The organism is Flavobacterium aciduliphilum (assembly GCF_003268855.1).
GTDB classification, from domain to species: Bacteria; Bacteroidota; Bacteroidia; order Flavobacteriales; family Flavobacteriaceae; genus Flavobacterium; species Flavobacterium aciduliphilum.
Genome location: NZ_QLSZ01000001.1, coordinates 376,845 through 396,299, shown reverse-complemented (window position 1 = coordinate 396,299; position 19,455 = coordinate 376,845). Strand labels below are relative to the sequence as shown.

17 protein-coding genes are annotated in these 19,455 nt (G+C 36.8%); 9 read left to right on the top strand and 8 right to left on the bottom strand.

The window, feature by feature from the left end; genetic code table 11:
* Positions 1–55: 55 nt before the first annotated feature.
* From CLV55_RS01885 to htpG, 5 genes are all read right to left on the bottom strand, one after another.
* On the bottom strand, positions 56–667 hold the full coding sequence (locus CLV55_RS01885; protein WP_112112038.1) for a response regulator transcription factor: 612 nt from the start codon (positions 665–667) through the stop codon (positions 56–58).
* Positions 664–2,454 (bottom strand): tetratricopeptide repeat-containing sensor histidine kinase, encoded by a 1,791-nt coding sequence (locus CLV55_RS01880; RefSeq protein ID WP_112112037.1) that lies wholly within the window; start codon positions 2,452–2,454, stop codon positions 664–666. Before CLV55_RS01880 ends, CLV55_RS01885 begins: the two co-directional genes overlap by 4 nt.
* Positions 2,445–2,927, bottom strand: coding sequence for a hypothetical protein (locus CLV55_RS01875; RefSeq protein WP_112112036.1), 483 nt, complete (start codon positions 2,925–2,927; stop codon positions 2,445–2,447). The genes CLV55_RS01880 and CLV55_RS01875 overlap by 10 nt, the downstream gene beginning before the upstream one ends.
* Before the next feature lie 224 nt (positions 2,928–3,151).
* Complete coding sequence (locus tag CLV55_RS01870) at positions 3,152–3,568, bottom strand: DUF2721 domain-containing protein (RefSeq protein ID WP_112112035.1); 417 nt, start codon at positions 3,566–3,568, stop codon at positions 3,152–3,154.
* 234 nt (positions 3,569–3,802) lie between these two features.
* Positions 3,803–5,689 (bottom strand): molecular chaperone HtpG, encoded by a 1,887-nt coding sequence (htpG, locus tag CLV55_RS01865; RefSeq protein WP_112112034.1) that lies wholly within the window; start codon positions 5,687–5,689, stop codon positions 3,803–3,805.
* Between the two features lie 176 nt (positions 5,690–5,865).
* Between htpG and CLV55_RS01860 the strand changes: the two genes are divergently transcribed.
* From CLV55_RS01860 to CLV55_RS01825, 8 genes are all read left to right on the top strand, one after another.
* Positions 5,866–6,339 carry a lipocalin family protein gene (locus tag CLV55_RS01860; protein WP_112112033.1) on the top strand — a complete coding sequence of 158 codons (474 nt, stop codon included), beginning with the start codon at positions 5,866–5,868 and terminating at the stop codon, positions 6,337–6,339.
* Between the two features lie 20 nt (positions 6,340–6,359).
* On the top strand, positions 6,360–7,052 hold the full coding sequence (locus CLV55_RS01855) for an OmpA family protein (protein WP_112112032.1): 693 nt from the start codon (positions 6,360–6,362) through the stop codon (positions 7,050–7,052).
* 71 nt (positions 7,053–7,123) lie between these two features.
* A complete protein-coding gene (locus tag CLV55_RS01850) occupies positions 7,124–8,050 on the top strand; it encodes an ABC transporter ATP-binding protein (protein ID WP_112112031.1) in 927 nt (308 codons plus the stop codon).
* 115 nt (positions 8,051–8,165) lie between these two features.
* Positions 8,166–9,173, top strand: a complete 1,008-nt coding sequence (locus CLV55_RS01845) for a 3-oxoacyl-ACP synthase III family protein (RefSeq protein WP_112112030.1) — start codon at positions 8,166–8,168, stop codon at positions 9,171–9,173.
* Between the two features lie 122 nt (positions 9,174–9,295).
* A complete protein-coding gene (argS, locus tag CLV55_RS01840; protein ID WP_112112029.1) occupies positions 9,296–11,074 on the top strand; it encodes an arginine--tRNA ligase in 1,779 nt (592 codons plus the stop codon).
* Between the two features lie 51 nt (positions 11,075–11,125).
* Complete coding sequence (gene ffh, locus CLV55_RS01835) at positions 11,126–12,463, top strand: signal recognition particle protein (protein WP_112112028.1); 1,338 nt, start codon at positions 11,126–11,128, stop codon at positions 12,461–12,463.
* A gap of 89 nt (positions 12,464–12,552) precedes the next feature.
* Entirely contained in the window at positions 12,553–13,437 is an 885-nt protein-coding gene (locus tag CLV55_RS01830) for a bifunctional 5,10-methylenetetrahydrofolate dehydrogenase/5,10-methenyltetrahydrofolate cyclohydrolase (protein ID WP_112112027.1), read from the top strand.
* Position 13,438: 1 nt separating this feature from the next.
* Positions 13,439–13,930 (top strand): GNAT family N-acetyltransferase, encoded by a 492-nt coding sequence (locus CLV55_RS01825; protein ID WP_112112026.1) that lies wholly within the window; start codon positions 13,439–13,441, stop codon positions 13,928–13,930.
* Between the two features lie 46 nt (positions 13,931–13,976).
* On the opposite strand, the gene secA is transcribed toward CLV55_RS01825, so the two are convergent.
* The 3 genes from secA to CLV55_RS01810 form a co-directional block, all read right to left on the bottom strand.
* On the bottom strand, positions 13,977–17,318 hold the full coding sequence (gene secA / locus CLV55_RS01820) for a preprotein translocase subunit SecA (RefSeq protein WP_112112025.1): 3,342 nt from the start codon (positions 17,316–17,318) through the stop codon (positions 13,977–13,979).
* A 96-nt stretch (positions 17,319–17,414) separates the two neighbouring features.
* The gene (locus tag CLV55_RS01815; protein WP_022828503.1) at positions 17,415–17,636 is read right to left on the bottom strand and encodes a DUF2795 domain-containing protein; all 222 of its coding nucleotides are present in this window, start codon (positions 17,634–17,636) and stop codon (positions 17,415–17,417) included.
* A 198-nt stretch (positions 17,637–17,834) separates the two neighbouring features.
* Positions 17,835–18,404 carry a cob(I)yrinic acid a,c-diamide adenosyltransferase gene (locus CLV55_RS01810; protein WP_112112024.1) on the bottom strand — a complete coding sequence of 190 codons (570 nt, stop codon included), beginning with the start codon at positions 18,402–18,404 and terminating at the stop codon, positions 17,835–17,837.
* 135 nt (positions 18,405–18,539) lie between these two features.
* Between CLV55_RS01810 and CLV55_RS01805 the strand changes: the two genes are divergently transcribed.
* On the top strand, positions 18,540–19,436 hold the full coding sequence (locus CLV55_RS01805) for a MerR family transcriptional regulator (protein WP_112112023.1): 897 nt from the start codon (positions 18,540–18,542) through the stop codon (positions 19,434–19,436).
* Positions 19,437–19,455 lie beyond the last annotated feature (19 nt).

Genomic DNA, 19,455 nt, shown 5'->3' with positions numbered 1-19,455 from the left:
GAAATAAGGGGTTTGTAGTTTTTTTTGTTTTTTTTTTGAGAAAAAAGAGTCTTTTTTAAAAGTCGTACTTTCTCTCGACAGCATAACGAACTAAATCACTTTTACCATGAAGGTTTATTTTTTTCATGATGTTTTTTCGGTGTGAATCAACGGTACTTTTTCCAATACATAATATTTCTGCAATTTCTTGTGAAGTTTTGCCTTTAGCAATTTGACGAAGAATATCTTTCTCTCTTCTGCTTAGGGTAATTTCTTCTTTAGAATCGTTGTCGGTACCTATACCATATTTTTCGAAAAAGGTTTTATTATCGGCAACAATTCGAATCACTTCAAGTACTTTTTTTAGGGAAGCATTTTTCAAAATATATCCGGAAGCCCCTGCCTCTTTCATTTGTAAAATAGCTTCTTCTTGTTCAAACATGGTAAAAGCTATCACTTTTGTATTGGGATATTCGTTTTTAATAATTTTTGTAGCAGCAATGCCATCATATTTAGGCATGCGAATATCCGTAATTACAATATTTGGTTTTTTATTTCGCACCAATTCGATTAACGCTTCACCATCGTTGGCTTCTCCCAATACGGTAATATCTTTTTCATACTCTAGAAAGACTCGCAATCCATCAATAAGGGCTTGATGGTCTTCAGCGATTACAATAGTGATCATATTTCTAAGTCTATTATTATGGTGGTACCGTTATTGATGACGGAATCAATAGTGATGGTACCTCCCATTTGTTCTATTTTCTTTTCAATGCTTTTTAAACCAATACCGCCTTTGGTTGTAACTTTTTTGTAATCAAAACCTTTTCCGTTGTCTTCAATAATGATATTGATTTCAGATTGATCGTGTTGTGTGAGATATATATTGACTTCTGTAGCTTCGGAATGCTTGATAATGTTAGTGCACAATTCTTGAATAATACGAAATAACATAATCTCAGTGGTATTCTCAATGCGTTCCGTCATGCCAAATGGCAAGACATTGAAGGTGATTTTTTCAAGAAAGCTCATTTTTTCAGCCATTTTTTTTACCGAGGCTTCCAACCCCTCTTGCCCAACCACTCCCAAATTCTTTAAATGTGAAATGGCACGAACTTCTTGATAGGCTTCCTCAAGCAATTGATCTGTTTTTTCAAAAAGGAGGAGCCTATTTTTTTCTTCAGAATCTAAGGTTTTTTTAATGTTTTGAAAATTAAATTTTAACGTAGCTAGAATACTCCCGATATTATCATGTAGTTCATTGGCAATACGTTGTCGTTCTTTCTCCTGACTTTCGAGCATCACATCGATCTCGTGAAGTTCTTGTTCTTTGAGGGTCGCTTCTAGTTTTTGAATTTGAATAAATTTTTCTTGTTCGGCTATTTTTTTCTTTTTGTCTAGGTTTTTATACATTAAAACGCTTGCTATAATCGTAATAATTAACAGTATTGAGCCAATTATTAATATGACATAATTTTTATTCAGTTCGTTCTTTAAACTTACATTTTCAAGCTTTGTTTGTTTGGTGTTGTATTTGGTATCAATATCTTTTATAGCAAGTTGTTGTTTGTTTTCGTCAAAAATGTTTTTGTATACATTTTTTTTGTCTATATATTCTAATGATTTTTTATAATCGCCCATGCTTTTGTAGTTCTCCGACATAAAATCATATAGAATTTCTTTCTTTTTGGTTTTGTATTCGAGAATAGGAATTGAATCGGCTTTGTTATAGTAAAATAGTGCTTTTTTGTAGTTTTTCTTTAAATGATAGGCAACCCCGATATTGGTGTATACATTAAACAAATCATTAATGTTATTCTCTTTTTTTAAATAAGGAAAGGCAAGGTTATAAACATAAAGAGCCGAGTCAATTTTGTTTATTTTTGGGTCAGCATAGACTACGCCTAAATTTTGTAATATGCGGCATAGATACTGTGAGTTATTTGTTTTAAGAATTTCCCGATAGGCTTTTTTGAAATATACTAACGATAGATTGATATTGCTTTCATACAACGACTTACCTACTTGCATATAGGCTTTACTCAATTTGTATGGGTTGTTCTTTTGTTTAGCATAGTTAATATATTCGTTAAGATAGGGATGATAATCAATAATGTTTTTTCTAAAAGCGAGCAAGACTTCAATGATTTCTATGTTAATATCAATAGCTTGATCGAGGCTGTCTAGAGCTTTAAATTGTTTTTTGGCATTTATTAAATAGGTGTAGGCAATATCGTCTCTGTTTTTTTCAGTATACACCTCAGCCATACAACGATTGAATCGAGCGAGGTCTAAAAGGCTTAATTTTTTGAAATTTATCTTTGAGGCTAGTGAGGTAGCAGCCTCAATATTTTTTTCGGCAACTAGTTGGTTTAATTGGGTGATAGAGGTTGACTGGGTATAAACATTTGCAACGCTACAGAATAGCGTTGCAAATAGTAAAATTACATTTTGTACAGCTTTTAGTCGCATGTTCCAGTTATTGATAAAATACCACCTGTTCCTTTCTTTGGTTTAGATGTGCTTTCATAATTGGGTAACCCAGCTTTTACCTCTTCCCAAATTTCAGTCATAGACAGTTTTTTTTCTTTAAAGACTTTTAAAATGTCTGTGTTAAAAGCGGTGTCGTGCCAACAAAAGAAAAACAACGTGTCGGTTTCTTTAATTTCTGTGAGCAATCGTGTGGCGTATTTAGAATTAATGAATTCCAAGTCTAAAGCGGGTGCTACTGGAACTTGTTTTAAAGGTTCAGAGGATTTGGTTAAATCATTGTTACCAATATTGTCCATCATCACTCCAAAAACACCAAACTCTTTGTCGTTTGAAATGTTATAAAATTCGATGTACTTGTATACGGCACCTTCAATACTGGGTAAATAGGTGTTGGCTTGTGTAGTCATTTTGTTTACATCAAAACTACCACAGGTTTCATAAGTTGTTTTCATAACTATAGATAATTAAAATTAGAACGACAAATTTCAGGTATTAAAATATAAAAAAAATCCCTATAAGTAGGGATTTTTCAAATAATGTTAAAAAGTTTATTTGTTGATTATGAAAGGTTTGGTTTTTTTTGTCCAATAACCCTGCCGCATAAAGTCTTCTTTTTTAACACTACGCTACGCAAATGCACAGCTCTTTATAGGAAGTCTTTGCGCGTTAGAGCCTTTTATTTAATACCGTTGTTCTTGTCTTCAATAGCCGTAATGTCACTCAAATGCAATCGTAGTGCAGTTACTGAAATACTGATTTCCCAAAAGGAAATACCTAACGAAATCAATAAACACAATAAGCTAGACCCAAATAAGTAAATACCCATAACTTGTTGTTCAAGAAATAGCGATAACATGGCGAAAACCGATAGAAAAAGACAAAGCACTCCAAATAATTGCATGTATCGAATAAGCGATAAGCGTAGATTAAGACTTTTTATTTGAAGCAAAATACTTTTCGTTTTTACTTCGTCATAATTGTTTTTCAATCCGCGTACAATCTGGGCAATGGTCAAAAACCGATTGGTATAGGCCAACAAGATTAAAGAAGTCGCAGAGAATAATAAAGCAGGCGTTTCGATGTGTAAAGTCATGGAATTAGGAATTAGGAATTAGGAATTAGGAATTAGGAATTAGGAATTAGGAATTAGGATTTAGGATTTAGGATTTAGGATTTAGGATTTAGGATTTTGAAATAGCGTTATAAAAGTACAAAAAAAACCTGCAAGTTTCTACTCACAGGTTTTCTCTATTTATTCTATAGTCTATTCACTATTCACTAATCACTATTCACTAATCACTATTCACTAATCACTAATTACTACAGTCTATTTAATCAACTCAAAACTTCGTTTTACGAAAGCGGTCAATTCTTCGCCTTTCAGCAAGCCTTGAGAGATTTTAGCTAAGTCTAAGGCTTGTTTTACCAAACGTTCTTGTGTCGATTTGTCGTCGGTGTGTAAAATCGTGGCAGCCAATTCGGAGTTGGTATTCACCACCAAATTATACATTTCAGGGAAATTCCCCATACCAAACATTCCGCCACCGCCTGTTTGACCCATTTCTTTCATTCTACGCATAAATTCGGGTTGCGTAATCATAAAAGGGGCCATGGCACTGTCCATAGGCTCGAGTTGAACCGTGTATGTCGCTTTTGGAACCAATTCCTCCAAAACGGTTTTCAATTTGCTTGACTCGTCCTCCGATAATTTAGAGATTTGCGCGTCTTCTTTTTGAATCAATTTATCAATATGGTCTGAGTCTACACGCGTAAACGTCATGTTTTCGTTGTCTTGCTCCAATTTTTGAATCAAGTGAGATACAATAGGAGAGTCTAACAATAACACTTCATAGCCTTTTTCTTTAGCAATATCAATGTAACTGTGTTGGGTTTCTTTGTTGGAAGCATACAAGACTACCAATTTTCCGTTTTTGTCGGTTTGGTTGGCTGTGATGGCTTCTTTCAATTCGGCTAAAGTGTAGTATTTGTCATCTACGGTGGGGTACAATACAAAGTCACCCGCTTTTTCATAGAATTTAGGTTCTGACAACATTCCGTATTCCAATACGATTTTAATATCATTCCATTTTTTCTCAAAATCGTCACGGTTTTCGTTGAACAACGATTTCAATTTGTCGGCTACTTTACGAGTGATGTAATTTGAGATTTTCTTTACATTACCATCGGCTTGTAAGTAGGAACGCGATACGTTAAGCGGAATGTCTGGCGAATCAATCACCCCTTTCAACATCACTAAAAATTCAGGAACAATGCCCTCAACATTGTCGGTCACGAAGACTTGATTTTGATACAATTGGATTTTGTCTTTTTGCATTTGCATGTCCGACGACATTTTTGGGAAGTACAAAATTCCAGTCAAGTTGAACGGATAGTCTACATTCAGGTGAATGTTAAACAACGGCTCTTCAAACTGCATAGGGTACAACTCACGATAGAAGTTTTTATAGTCCTCATCGGTTAAATCTACAGGTTGTTTGGTCCAAGCCGGTGTAGGGTTGTTGATGATGTTGTCAACTTCTTCATATTCGGTTTTGTAGTCTTCAGGGGCATCTTCGGGTTTTGGAAGCGCTTGTTGTTTGGTTCCAAATTTGATAGGTATTGGCATGAACTTGTTGTATTTGGTCAACAATTCACGAATTTTGAATTCTTCTAAAAATTCTAGGGAATCTTCTGCAATATGTAGAATGATTTCGGTACCTCTATCGGTTTTATCGGCCGCTTCTAGTGTAAACTCGGGGCTACCGTCACAGGTCCAGTGTGCTGCGGGTTCGTCTTTGTAGGATTTGGTAATGATTTCCACTTTACTAGCTACCATAAACGCTGAGTAAAATCCTAATCCAAAGTGACCAATGATTCCTGAATCTTTGGCAGAATCTTTATACTTTTCTAAAAATTCTTCCGCTCCCGAAAAAGCCACTTGATTGATGTATTTTTCCACTTCATCGGCAGTCATTCCCAATCCTTGGTCGATGATGTGTAATTTCTTGCCTTCTTTGTCAATTTTCACTTCAATCCTTGGGGAGCCATAGTCTACTTTAGCCTCGCCAATACTCGTTAAATGCTTTAATTTTAACGTCGCGTCAGTAGCATTAGAAACCAATTCACGAAGAAAAATTTCGTGGTCGCTGTATAAAAATTTCTTGATTAATGGGAAAATGTTTTCTACCGAAACATTAATTTTTCCTGTTGACATATTTTGAACTTTTTTAAGTGAAACAAATTTGATTGCCTAGTTTCAAATTCAATACCAAACAAAACAATCTGACAAAATGACGTAGAAATTGTTGTACAAACATTTTTTTAGTAATTTAGTGAGGTTAGAAAAAGGAAAAGTATCTTTGTAAAAATAAATTTTAAAATTAGAACACTATGAAAAAAGGATTAGTTGTATTACTTATGATGATTGCTTTTACAAGTTGCAAACCACAACAAAATGTAACCAGTACCAAATTAGACACTAAATCTGAGGTGGCTATTAAAGGAAATTGGACCCTTAGTTCAGTGACCTATCTGGGGTCGGAGTATATTAAAGTAACTTCTTTTGACATTGCCGATTCCAAATGTTTTATAGGAAGCACTTGGAAATTTATTTCCAACAATAACAAAGGAGAAATGGCATTGACAAGTTCGAATTGCCCCGCTTTTTCCTCACCAATTACTTGGTATATTAATAAAGAGGGAAAATTTGTTATGAAAATAATCAATGAAACAAAAGCAAAGAACGTGTTGGACGGGTATATTTTATCTGTGGCCAACCAAACCGAATCGTCATTCCAATTGATCGATCAAGTCAATGTGGGAGGCAAAATAGTAGATGTGGTGTATCAATTCCAAAGAAATTAATTCCATAAAAATAGAAGATTATGAAAAAGGTAACTTTATATGTATTAGTAAGTATTTTGAGTTTAGGTTCGTTATTATCTAGTTGTGAAGCAGCTAAAAACACCAACAGAACACAACGAGGCGCTGCCATAGGCGCTGTGGCTGGAGGTATATTAGGTGCTGTAATTGGCAACAATGTAAAAGGCGGAAACAGTGCCATGGGCGCAGTACTAGGCGGTGTTATTGGGGGTGTAGCAGGAGGTGTTATTGGCAACAAAATGGACAAACAAGCTCGAGAAATACAAACGGCCTTGCCAGGCGCTCAAGTAGAACGAGTGGGAGAGGGAATTAAATTGACTTTGGGGGAAAACGCAGTACGTTTTGATACCAACAAAGCAACCTTAACGACTGCTGCTAAAGCAAATTTAGATAAATTAGTACCTGTTTTTCAGAGTTATGCCGACACCGATTTGGTTATATATGGGTATACCGACAATACAGGAGCTGTCGAATACAATCAAACCCTTTCGGAACAGCGTGGTGCAGCCGTAAAAACCTATTTGGCTTCCAAAGGATTGAATGTATCGCGTTTTACTACCAAGGGGATGGGCATCGCCGATCCTATTGCTACCAATGATACTCCAGAAGGTAGAAGTCAAAACCGTAGAGTAGAGTTTGCCATTACAGCCAATGCTAAAATGGTGGAAGACGCTCAGAAAGAAGCAGGAAGATAACATGTGAAAAGTCCGTTGTAAAAAGCGGACTTTTTTTTTGTTCCTCATTTTTTGCGTTATATTTTTGTATCATGCTACAAGTAAAAGAAATCACGTATTCTTACAACGATACCCCTACAATAGAAAACCTTTCCTTGTCTATTCCCCAAGGCACGATACTCGGAGTGATTGGCGAGAGTGGTTGCGGAAAAAGTACGCTGCTCAAACTCCTCTATGGGTTGTATGATTTGGATGAAGGACAGATTTTTTGGAAGGATACCGAAGTGTTAGGCCCCAAATACAACCTGATACCCGGGATGGATTTCATGAAATACTTGGCGCAAGATTTCGATTTGATGCCCTACATTACTGTAGCAGAAAATGTGGGGAAATACCTGTCCAATCGGAATCCTGAGGCCAAAAAGAAGCGCATTGCCGAATTACTCAAAAGTGTCGACATGACAGAATTTGCTCACGTGAAAGCCAAAACCTTGAGTGGAGGACAAATGCAACGTGTGGCGCTTGCCAAAACCTTGGCTCTAGCTCCCGAAGTCTTGTTGCTCGACGAACCTTTTAGTCATATCGATGCTTTCAGAAAAAACAGCCTCCGCCGGTCTTTGTTTGCCTACATCAAAGAAAAACAAATCACCTGTATTATGGCTACCCACGACAGCACAGATGTTTTATCGTTTGCCGATACATTGGCGGTGATGAAAGACGGCAAACTTATAGATTTTGGCACGCCAAAAGCAATTTACGAACACCCTAAGGACCACTACACCGCAGCGCTTTTTGGCGATGTAAATGTGATTCAAACTTCCACACAAACGCATTACCGATACCCACATCAAATACGCCTAAACCCACAAGCACCCACCAAAGCGACTGTGTTGCAATCCTATTTTAGAGGAACGTCCTACCTTATTGAAGCTCAAGTAGCTCAAACGACAATCTTTTTTGAGGCACAAGACGCACTATTACCCAATACCGTTGTGGGTATTGAAGTGGAGGGGATGTAAAATTTTATAAAACCCTAGGAAGGCAATATTGATGTAAGTATATTAGAAAAAGCAAAGAAGTTTCTTAAAAAAATAAAACATCACTACATTTGTAATATAATAGGAAACGAAACGTATGTATCATTCAAAAATAAGCGGACTAGGGTATTATGTCCCTGAAAATAGAGTTACCAACGATGATTTGTCTAAAATAATGGACACCTCAGACGAATGGATTCAAGAGCGCACGGGAATCCAAGAGCGCCGTCATGTGGTGCGCGGCGAAGATACCACCACCTCAATGGGGGTTAAAGCAGCAAAAAAAGCCCTTGACCATGCTCAGTTAGCTCCTGAAGCTATTGATTTTGTGATTTTTGCTACCTTAAGTCCAGACTACTATTTTCCTGGACCTGGCGTGTTGGTGCAACGCGATTTAGGACTTCGCACGGTAGGCGCATTGGATGTTAGAAACCAATGTTCGGGATTTGTTTATGCCTTGTCTATTGCCGATCAATACATTAAAACGGGCATGTACCAACATATTTTAGTCATTGGGTCTGAACTGCATTCTACGGGTCTCGACATGACCACTCGTGGACGTGGCGTGTCCGTAATTTTTGGCGATGGCGCAGGAGCAGCCATACTCTCTCGTTCCAATGAAGATGCCAAAGGAATTTTATCGACACACTTGCATGCCGAAGGGCAACACGCAGAAGAACTCGCTCTCATCGCCCCAGGAATGGGAAAACGCTGGGTAACCGATATTTTGGCAGACCAAAATCCTGAAGATGAAAGTTATTTTCCCTACATGAACGGACAGTTTGTGTTTAAAAATGCCGTAGTCCGTTTTAGTGAAGTCATCATGGAAGGTTTGCAAGCCAATAATTTACAAGTATCAGATATTGATATGTTGATCCCACATCAAGCCAATTTACGAATTTCGCAATTCATTCAGCAAAAATTCAAACTCACAGACGATCAGGTTTTTAACAACATACAAAAATATGGAAATACCACGGCGGCCTCCATTCCAATTGCTTTAACAGAAGCTTGGGAACAAGGCAAAATCAAATCGGGCGATTTGGTGGTATTGGCTGCTTTTGGAAGCGGATTTACGTGGGGCAGCGTCATCATGAGGTGGTAAAAGGCACTTCTAAAAAATCATACGCAAACGGAATACCGCAATTTTGAAGCAACAAGATTGCGGGGTTCGGTTTCTTTTTTTGCAATTAAACTATATCTTTGCATCCTCTAAAAAGACTAAAAATGATACTACAAGAAATCTTATCTCAAGCCATTAAGGAAGCCGTTCAAAAGCAATTCGATACCACTATCGAAAAAGTTGAATTTCAGGCCACAAGGAAAGATTTTGAAGGTGATATCACTGTGGTTGTGTTTCCGCTATTAAAACTGATTAAAGGAAATCCTGTTGAAATAGGGACTAAGATTGGGACCTATTTAGTAGAGCAGGTGTCTGTAGTAGAAAAGTTTAATGTGGTTCAGGGGTTTTTAAACCTTGTGATTACTGATGCGTATTATGTGAATTTCTTCAACGAAATTAGAACAAATGAAACGTTTGGTTTTGTTGCAGCACAAGCAGAAAGCAAGGCAGTTATGGTAGAATATTCTTCCCCCAATACCAACAAACCTTTACATTTGGGACATATTCGTAACAATCTTTTAGGGTATTCGGTGGCTGAAATTCTCAAAGCCTCGGGTAAAAAAGTATATAAAACCCAAATCATTAACGATCGAGGCATTCACATTTGCAAGTCGATGTTGGCTTGGCAAAAGTTTGGGAAAGGCGAAACGCCTGAAAGTTCAGGTATGAAAGGAGATCATTTGGTCGGAAAATACTATGTAGAATATGATAAAGAATATAAATCGCAAATCCAAGCTCTTGTAGCGCAGGGAAAAACTGAGGAGGATGCCAAAAAAGAAGCTCCAATTATTTTGGAAGCTCAACAAATGCTACTCGATTGGGAAGCCGGAAAACCTGAAGTCCTTGAACTTTGGAAAACCATGAACCAATGGGTATACGACGGATTTGCCCAAACCTATAAAAATTTAGGTGTCGATTTTGACAGCTATTATTACGAAAGCAATACGTATTTGCTAGGAAAAGAAGTGGTGCAGTTTGGTCTTGAAAAAGGTATTTTTGAGAAAGACCCTGACGGTTCGGTGTGGATTGATTTGACTGCAGAGGGGTTGGATCGAAAAATTGTTTTGCGCTCGGATGGAACGGCTGTTTATATGACCCAAGATATTGGAACTGCCATTCAACGGGTGAAAGATTTTCCAGATGTAGGCGGAATGGTTTATACTGTTGGGAATGAGCAAGATTATCATTTTAAAGTATTGTTTTTAATTTTAAAGAAACTAGGCTTTGAATGGGCGGAACAACTCTATCATTTGTCGTATGGCATGGTCGAATTACCTACAGGGAAAATGAAATCTCGTGAGGGAACCGTGGTTGATGCAGATGATTTGATGGCAGAAATGACTACAACCGCCAAAACCATTTCGGAAGAATTAGGAAAATTAGACGGTTATTCGGATGCAGAAAAAGAAAAGCTTTATAAAACCATTGGTCTAGGCGCTTTAAAATATTATATGCTCAAAGTAGATCCTAAAAAACAAATGTTATTCAATCCAGAGGAATCGGTCGACTTTAATGGCAACACAGGCCCTTTTATACAGTATACTTATGCTAGAATTCAGTCGATTTTACGTAAGGCTAATTTTAGTTTTGACTCGGTAGCATCCCTCAATGAGTTGCATTCAAAAGAAAAAGAATTGATCAAACAAATCGCACTTTTCCCAGAGGTTATTCAAGATGCAGCTAAAAATCACAGTCCGGCATTAATAGCAAATTATACCTATGATTTGGTGAAAGAATTCAATTCATTTTATCAAAATGTGTCCATTTTAGGAGAAGAAGACCCAACAAAAAGAATATTTAGAGTGCAACTTTCTAAAAAAGTAGCTGACACGATTCAATTGGCTTTTCGGGTATTAGGAATAGAAGTTCCCGAACGAATGTAAATTTTAATTAAACCTTTATAGTATATTTGCACTTCAAAAAAATAGAATGTTATGTTCAATAATTTAAGCGAAAAATTAGATAAAGCCTTTCATATTTTAAAAGGACATGGAAAAATCACTGAGGTAAACGTTGCTGAAACGCTGAAAGAAGTAAGACGTGCCTTATTGGATGCCGACGTGAACTTTAAAATTGCGAAAGATTTTACTACTTCTGTAAAAGAGAAAGCATTAGGACAAAACGTATTAACGACGCTAGAGCCTGGGCAATTGATGGTGAAGTTGGTGAAAGACGAACTAACCGAATTGATGGGAGGGGAAGCTACAGGAATTAACCTTTCGGGGAATCCAACCGTGATATTAATGTCGGGATTGCAAGGTTCAGGAAAGACTACTTTTTCAGGAAAATTAGCGAATTATCTAAAAACAAAAAAGAATAAAAAACCGCTATTGGTAGCGTGTGATATCTATCGTCCAGCCGCAATCAATCAGTTGCATGTAGTTGGAGTGCAAATAGGTGTTGAAGTCTATTCAGAACCTGAAAATAAAAACCCTGTAGATATTTCATTGAAAGCCATTGCCTATGCCAAATCAAATGGTTTTAATGTAGTGATTGTCGATACAGCAGGACGATTGGCGGTAGATGAAGAAATGATGACCGAGATTGCCAATGTGCATCAAGCGATTAAACCGCAAGAGACCTTATTTGTGGTGGATGCCATGACAGGACAAGATGCAGTAAATACGGCAAAAGCCTTCAACGATCGTTTGAATTTTGATGGGGTAATTCTTACCAAATTGGACGGGGATACGCGTGGAGGAGCTGCCATTACGATTAAATCGGTAGTCAATAAGCCTATAAAATTTGTGGGTACAGGAGAAAGGATGGATGCGATTGATGTATTCTATCCGTCTCGTATGGCCGACAGAATTTTAGGTATGGGAGATGTGGTATCTCTGGTAGAGCGTGCTCAAGAGCAATATAATGAAGAAGAAGCGCGTAAACTTCAAAAGAAAATCGCTAAAAACGAATTTGGTTTTGACGACTTCTTGGCTCAGATTCAACAAATCAAAAAAATGGGAAGCATGAAAGATTTGGTTGGGATGATTCCAGGTGCTGGTAAAGCCTTGAAAGATGTAGAAATTGAAGATGATGCGTTCAAACATATCGAGGCTATCATTTATTCGATGACTCCAAAAGAACGAAGCAAACCTTCTATCATAGACATGAAACGCAAAACAAGAATTGCGAAAGGTTCGGGTAGAAAAATTGAAGAAGTCAATCAATTGATGAAGCAATTTGACCAAATGAGTAAAATGATGAAGATGATGCAAGGACCTGGTGGTAAAAATTTAATGCGCATGATGGGAGGAATGAAAGGAATGAGATAATGATATTTAGAGACGCGATAAATCGCGTCTTTTTTTTATAAAATCAATATTGATTTTATAATTTTGTACAACAACACAACAACCTATATATGCAAATTTTAGACGGAAAAAAAGTATCTGAGGATATTAAAAACGAAATCGCCGCAGAGGTTCAAAAAATGAAAGACCAAGGCGAAAAAGTACCCCATTTGGCAGCGATTATTGTGGGAAATGATGGTGCCAGTTTGACCTATGTATCCAGCAAAGTAAAGGCGTGCGAACGAGTTGGTTTTGAATCGACGTTAATTAAAATGCCTAGTACGACCTCTGAAACCGAGTTGCTTAAAAAGATTCATGAACTCAATCAAAATGACGCTATAGACGGGTTTATTGTTCAACTCCCGTTGCCTAAACAAATCGATACTCAGCATATCATTATGTCGATTGACCCGAGTAAAGATGTAGACGGTTTTCATCCAGAGAATTTTGGGAAAATGGCACTAGATATGAGTACGTTTATTCCTGCAACTCCTTTTGGGATTTTGGAGTTATTAGAACGCTATAACGTGCAAACCAATGGAAAGCACACCGTAGTAATTGGACGTAGTCATATAGTTGGTCGCCCCATGAGTATCTTGATGGGCAGAAATCATTTTCCCGGAAATTCTACCGTGACGCTCACACACAGTCATACAAAAAACATCAACCAAATTACCACACAAGCAGATATCATTATCACCGCTTTGGGAGTCCCCAATTATTTAAAAGCAGAAATGGTGAAAGATGATGTCGTGATTATTGATGTAGGAATCACACGGGTTGCAGATGAAACTTCTGAAAAGGGATATCGAATTGTAGGTGATGTTGATTTTGAACATGTGTCGAAAAAAGCTTCCTACATTACACCAGTTCCGGGAGGGGTGGGACCGATGACAATTGCCATGTTGTTAAAAAACACTTTATTGGCAAGAGAACAGAAACGATTAAAAAAATAAAATGGTTCTAGTTGAAGCGACTGCACAGCAATTTCCAATTATTCGAGAGTTAGCCTACAAAATTTGGCCGCATACGTATGGTGCGACACATTCCCAAGAGTCGTTGGATTATATGTTGGGAACGTTTTATGCCTTATCGGCTTTAGAGCAGCAAAAAGAACAAGGTCATGTGTTTATTCTCGCTCAAAAAGCAGACACTTTTATAGGTTTTGTGTCTTATGAGCTTCATGCAGAAGGAAGCCTAGCTACTAAAATACACAAACTATATGTGCTCCCAGAAGTTCAAGGAACAGGAGTTGGCAAGGCTCTTGTAGCTTATGTTATCCATCAAGCGAAAGTGCATCATGACACGACTTTATATCTAAATGTAAATAAGCAAAATAGTGCTATTTCATTTTATAAAAAAAATGGTTTCGAAATCATTAAAGACATTGTTATTGATATTGGAGCAGGATTTATAATGGATGATTATGTTATGGAATTGATACTTTGAGAAGCGCAAAAAAAAATCCTCAATTGAGGATTTTTATATATTTTGATTATTCATGAACAATGACCCATTCGCCACTGGCAATCATACTCTCCGCTTTTTTGTATTTCATGCTTTCAGTTTTTCCACTCATAACATGTTTAATCGTCACGTTGTCGTTTCGGTTAATTTTAGGTTGATCACGAACAATCGTTTCGGTAACTTGACGTTTCGGTTGTTCTCCCTCATGACGGGACGTATCGCTACTTTGAAATTCTTCTCTTGATTCGGTGTAATTTTCTTTTCTGCGAACTTCTTGTTTGGCTTCTTGAATCGTGTTGTCTTGTTGCGGTAAATCTCCTTTAAATAAGAAAGAAATCACTTCTTTGTTGACACCATTTAGCATGTTTCTAAATAAATTGAACGCTTCAAGTTTGTAAATCAATAGAGGGTCTTTTTGTTCGTGAACGGCCAACTGAACAGAAGTTTTCAATTCGTCCATTTTACGCAAATGTTTTTTCCAAGCTTCATCTACAATCGCCAAGGTGATATTTTTTTCGAAATCGGCAATAAGTTGAGCGCCTTGACCCTCATAAGCTTTTTTCAAATCGGTTACAACATTTAAGGATTTGATTCCGTCTGTAAAAGGAACGATGATGCGCTCATATTGGTTGTTAGGATTCTCGTATACATTAGCGATAATAGGGAATGCTTCTCGGGCACAACGCTCACATTTTTCATTGTAAAATTGCATGGCTACTTTGTACACTCTTCCCGTAAGTTCCATCTCATTCATTTTTTCAAATTCATTTTGAGAGACTGGAGCGGTTATAGAAAAATAGCGAATGAGTTCAAATTCAAAGTTTTTAAAATCGTTTGTAGCTTTGCTGTTACTAACAATTAATTCGCAAGTATCGTACAACATATTGGCAATATCCAACTTCAAGCGTTCGCCATGAAGAGCATGACGGCGGCGTTTGTAAACGACCTCTCTTTGAGCATTCATCACATCATCGTATTCTAGCAAACGTTTACGTGTACCAAAGTTGTTTTCTTCTACTTTTTTCTGTGCTCGTTCAATAGATTTGGTCATCATAGAATGCTGAATCACTTCTCCTTCTTTCAAGCCCATTCTATCCATAATTTTAGCCACTCGTTCTGAACCAAAAAGACGCATTAAATTATCTTCTAAGGATACATAAAATTGAGAACTTCCTGGATCTCCTTGACGGCCGGCACGACCACGTAACTGACGGTCTACACGACGTGAATCGTGACGCTCTGTACCGATAATTGCTAATCCGCCAGCGGCTTTCACTTCTGGAGTAAGTTTAATATCGGTTCCACGACCTGCCATATTTGTTGCGATGGTTACCACGCCTGGTTTACCAGCTTCGGCCACAATCTCGGCTTCTTTTTTGTGCATTTTAGCATTCAACACATTGTGTGCTACACCACGCATTTTAAGCATTCGGCTTAATAATTCAGAAATTTCAACCGATGTGGTTCCTATCAATACAGGTCTTCCTGAAGCAGCAAGTTGGGTCACGTCTTCAATCACAGCGTTGAACTTTTCACGAACCGAACGGTAGATTAAATCTTCTTTATCATGACGAGAAATTCCTTTGTTTGTAGGAATTTCAACGACATCCAATTTGTAAATTTCCCAAAATTCTCCAGCTTCCGTAACAGCAGTACCTGTCATACCAGCCAACTTACTGTACATGCGGAAATAGTTTTGGAGCGTGATGGTTGCAAAAGTTTGTGTAGCTGCTTCGATAGTTACTTGCTCTTTCGCTTCAATAGCTTGGTGTAATCCATCAGAATAGCGACGACCATCCATAATACGACCTGTTTGTTCGTCCACGATTAAGATTTTGTTATCCATGATCACGTATTCTACATCTTTTTCAAAAAGCGTATAGGCTTTCAATAACTGAGTTAGCGTGTGAATACGTTCTGATTTGATTCCGAAGTCTTGAAATAAATGTTCTTTGGCCTCAGCTTCTTTGTCTTTATCTAAATTTTGTTTTTCGATATTTGCAATTTCTGTTCCAATATCTGGCAGTACGAAGAAATTTTCGTCGGTATCTTGTGATAAGAATTTGATACCATGATCTGTTAATTCAACTTGATTGTTTTTTTCTTCAATAACAAAATACAAGGCTTCGTCAACAAGAGGCATTTTTCTATTGTTGTCTTGCATGTATTCGTTTTCAGTTTTTTGGAGCAGTTGTTTTACTCCTTCCTCACTCAAAAATTTGATAAGTGCTTTGTTTTTAGGAAGCGAACGGTAGGCTCTTAGTAATTGGAATCCGCCATCTTTTGTGTTTCCTTCTTTGATTAATTTTCGAGCTTCTGCTAAAAAACCATTCGATAATTGACGTTGTAAATTATATAAATTTTCAACTTTAGGTTTTAATTCATTAAATTCATGACGGTCTCCATCAGGTACAGGTCCCGAAATGATTAAAGGCGTACGAGCATCATCAATTAATACCGAATCGACCTCGTCGACAATCGCATAGTTGTGTTTTCGTTGTACCAAATCCTCAGGAGCATGAGCCATATTATCTCTTAAATAATCAAAACCAAACTCATTATTGGTTCCATAAGTGATGTCGGCTTCATACGCTTTGCGTCGCGCCTCAGTGTTGGGTGAATGGTTGTCAATACAATCTACTGTTAAACCATGAAATTCAAACAAGGGAGCCTTCCATGTGCTATCACGTTTGGCTAGATAGTCATTTACAGTAACCAAATGGACACCATTACCGGTAAGTGCATTTAAATATAGTGGAAGGGTAGCAACTAAGGTTTTACCTTCTCCGGTTTGCATCTCAGCGATTTTACCTTGATGCAGAACAATACCTCCAATAAGCTGCACGTCATAGTGAATCATATCCCAAGTGATATCTTTTCCCGCAGCATTCCATTGGTTTGCCCATAGAGCATTATCTCCATCTAATGTGATATAGGGTTTAGTAGCTGAAAGTTCTCGATCTTTTGCAGTTGCAGTAACTTCAATAGTTGCATTTTCTTTAAAACGGCGTGCGGTTTCTTTAACAACAGCAAATGCTTCAGGAAGAAGTTCCATGAGCACTTTTTCAGAAATGTCATACGCCTCTTTTTCTAATGCATCAATAGCATTATAAATATCTTCTCTCAGGTCGATATCAGAGGTGTTTTCAGCTTCAATCTTTTTAGCGGCTATTTCAGCGTCTTGTTTGGCACGTGCCGTTTTTATTTTTTCTTTGAACTCAGTCGTTTTGGCTCTCAATGCATCGTGTGACAACGCCATTAAAGCAGGTTCTAAAGCTTTGATTTTCGTAATATAAGGTTGTGTGGCTTTGACATCTTTTTCAGATTTATCGCCAACAAACATTTTGATAATGTTGTTAATAAAACTCATAATTTTTTATTTAATATACCCCGAATAGGGTGTGCAAATTTAAACAAAAAAAAAGCCCCATAGGAGACTTTTTTTACGGTTTAGTTTATTTTTTGATTAATATTCATCCTCATTCCAAAGGTAATCTTCGTCAGTCGGATAATCAGGCCAAATTTCTTCCATTGATTCATATATTTCTCCCTCGTCTTCAATTGACTGAAGATTTTCTACTACTTCTAGTGGAGCTCCAGCTCGAATAGCGTAGTCAATGAGTTCATCTTTGGTAGCAGGCCACGGTGCATCACTTAAATAAGATGCTAATTCTAATGTCCAATACATCTGCTTTCGATTTTATAATTTATGCAAAAATAAATTTATTACTCAAAAAGTCAAGTAAAAATTGATTTATTTTTAATTAAAGTTAAGAACGTGTTGCTTGTTTGATTTGAGAACAATGATTTTTGGTTTTTTGATTTCAATTTTTGTGTAGCTTTTAACTCTAAAATTTATAAATCGTTAATCAACAATCCAAAAACATCATTTTCTTGGTATCCACTGAACTTCTTCAGCGTTCAAATCGTAAGACAACTTTCGTGCCAAGACAAAAAGATAGTCAGAAAGTCGGTTTAGGTATTTGATTACATGCTCATCCGTGGGCTCAATGTCATTTAAATGTACAGCTAAACGTTCGGCACGTCGGCAAACACATCGCGCAATATGACAATGTGACACTGTAGGATGTCCTCCAGGAAGAACAAAATGTGTCATGGGAGGGATATGGGCTTCCATGTTGTCGATTTCGTGTTCTAAAAATTCAATATCAGATGCTTTAATGCCGAGATTTTGAAGTCTTTTCTCGCCGTTTTTGAGTGTTTCTTTTTCAGGAGGAGTAGCCAAAATAGCTCCAACTGTAAAAAGTCGGTCTTGCACTTCAATGAGCACCTTTTTATAGAGGGAATGAATTTCTTGATCCCGAATAAGACCAATATAGGAGTTCAATTCATCTACAGTTCCGTAACTTTCAATGCGAATGTGGTGTTTTGGCACTCGTGTACCTCCAAAAAGTGAGGTGAGTCCTGAATCTCCAGTTTTGGTATATATTTTCATGACTTTTTTTAGGATTCAAAAGTAATAAAAAGGATGGAATAAAAGTAAAAAGAATGGAATTGCATTATTTTAAGGTATTTTGTTTGGTTATTCGGTAAGGAATTGTAATTTTGTTTAATATTATATTTGTTTAAGATGAACAATATTAAAATTGAATTTAGTATAAAAGATTTAGAAAATCTTTCCGGGATAAAAGCACATACAATCAGGATATGGGAAAAACGCTATCATATATTTAATCCCAATAGAACCGAGACAAATGTAAGGTTTTATTCTATTGAGGAATTGTGTAAATTGTTGAATATTGCATTCTTGAATAATTATGGGTATAAAATTTCTAGAATAGCATCACTCTCTGATAAGGATCTGATTGCTACTGTAAAACAAGTAAATTCAAGCATTACAAACTTAAATTACTCTATAAATGTTCTAAAAGTAGCGATGTTTAATTTTGATTCTGTTTTATTCAATCAGACGCATGAGGAATTGGCTAAAGTAAAAAGCTTTGGTGAAATATTTATAGATGTGTATTTTCCATTTTTAAGAGAAATTGGAATGCTTTGGCAAACCAATAGTATAAAATCGATTCATGAACATTTTGTAAGTTACCTAATTTATCAAAAGTTAATTTCCTACATAGCTACAATTAATAAAGAGGCTAATTATATAGATGAAACTAAAACATTTGTATTGTTTCTTCCTGAGAATGAAATACATGAGATGTCATTGATGTTTGTTAATAGCCAGTTGCTAGAGATGGGCTACAAAACCATTTATTTGGGATCGAGTGTGCCGTTTTCGGATTTGGTAGAAATGAATAAGATGTTTCAGGAAGTCATTTATGTATCATATTTTACTGTTGCCCCTCATGTGGATGTTTTAGAGTCGTATCTCTTCCGTTTTAATGATGAAATAATTGCCCAAAGTAACAGTAAATTATTGATTTCTGGAGCCCAAACTAAACAGTTAGCCTCTTTATATTCAGGAATTTATAAGTTTGATACCGTGGCATCTCTAATTGATTTTGTATAAAATATTGTTTTTTATTTGT

Excerpts from the sequence above, each read along its gene's own strand:
- htpG (WP_112112034.1), bottom strand. The coding sequence starts at position 5,689 with ATGTCAACAGGAAAAATTAATGTTTCGGTAGAAAACATTTTCCCATTA.
- CLV55_RS01825 (WP_112112026.1), top strand. The coding sequence starts at position 13,439 with ATGGTTCTAGTTGAAGCGACTGCACAGCAATTTCCAATTATTCGAGAG.
- argS (WP_112112029.1), top strand. The coding sequence starts at position 9,296 with ATGATACTACAAGAAATCTTATCTCAAGCCATTAAGGAAGCCGTTCAA.
- CLV55_RS01860 (WP_112112033.1), top strand. The coding sequence starts at position 5,866 with ATGAAAAAAGGATTAGTTGTATTACTTATGATGATTGCTTTTACAAGT.
- CLV55_RS01805 (WP_112112023.1), top strand. The coding sequence starts at position 18,540 with ATGAACAATATTAAAATTGAATTTAGTATAAAAGATTTAGAAAATCTT.
- ffh (WP_112112028.1), top strand. The coding sequence starts at position 11,126 with ATGTTCAATAATTTAAGCGAAAAATTAGATAAAGCCTTTCATATTTTA.
- CLV55_RS01850 (WP_112112031.1), top strand. The coding sequence starts at position 7,124 with ATGCTACAAGTAAAAGAAATCACGTATTCTTACAACGATACCCCTACA.
- CLV55_RS01880 (WP_112112037.1), bottom strand. The coding sequence starts at position 2,454 with ATGCGACTAAAAGCTGTACAAAATGTAATTTTACTATTTGCAACGCTA.
- CLV55_RS01810 (WP_112112024.1), bottom strand. The coding sequence starts at position 18,404 with ATGAAAATATATACCAAAACTGGAGATTCAGGACTCACCTCACTTTTT.
- CLV55_RS01845 (WP_112112030.1), top strand. The coding sequence starts at position 8,166 with ATGTATCATTCAAAAATAAGCGGACTAGGGTATTATGTCCCTGAAAAT.
- CLV55_RS01885 (WP_112112038.1), bottom strand. The coding sequence starts at position 667 with ATGATCACTATTGTAATCGCTGAAGACCATCAAGCCCTTATTGATGGA.
- secA (WP_112112025.1), bottom strand. The coding sequence starts at position 17,318 with ATGAGTTTTATTAACAACATTATCAAAATGTTTGTTGGCGATAAATCT.
- CLV55_RS01815 (WP_022828503.1), bottom strand. The coding sequence starts at position 17,636 with ATGTATTGGACATTAGAATTAGCATCTTATTTAAGTGATGCACCGTGG.
- CLV55_RS01830 (WP_112112027.1), top strand. The coding sequence starts at position 12,553 with ATGCAAATTTTAGACGGAAAAAAAGTATCTGAGGATATTAAAAACGAA.
- CLV55_RS01855 (WP_112112032.1), top strand. The coding sequence starts at position 6,360 with ATGAAAAAGGTAACTTTATATGTATTAGTAAGTATTTTGAGTTTAGGT.
- CLV55_RS01870 (WP_112112035.1), bottom strand. The coding sequence starts at position 3,568 with ATGACTTTACACATCGAAACGCCTGCTTTATTATTCTCTGCGACTTCT.
- CLV55_RS01875 (WP_112112036.1), bottom strand. The coding sequence starts at position 2,927 with ATGAAAACAACTTATGAAACCTGTGGTAGTTTTGATGTAAACAAAATG.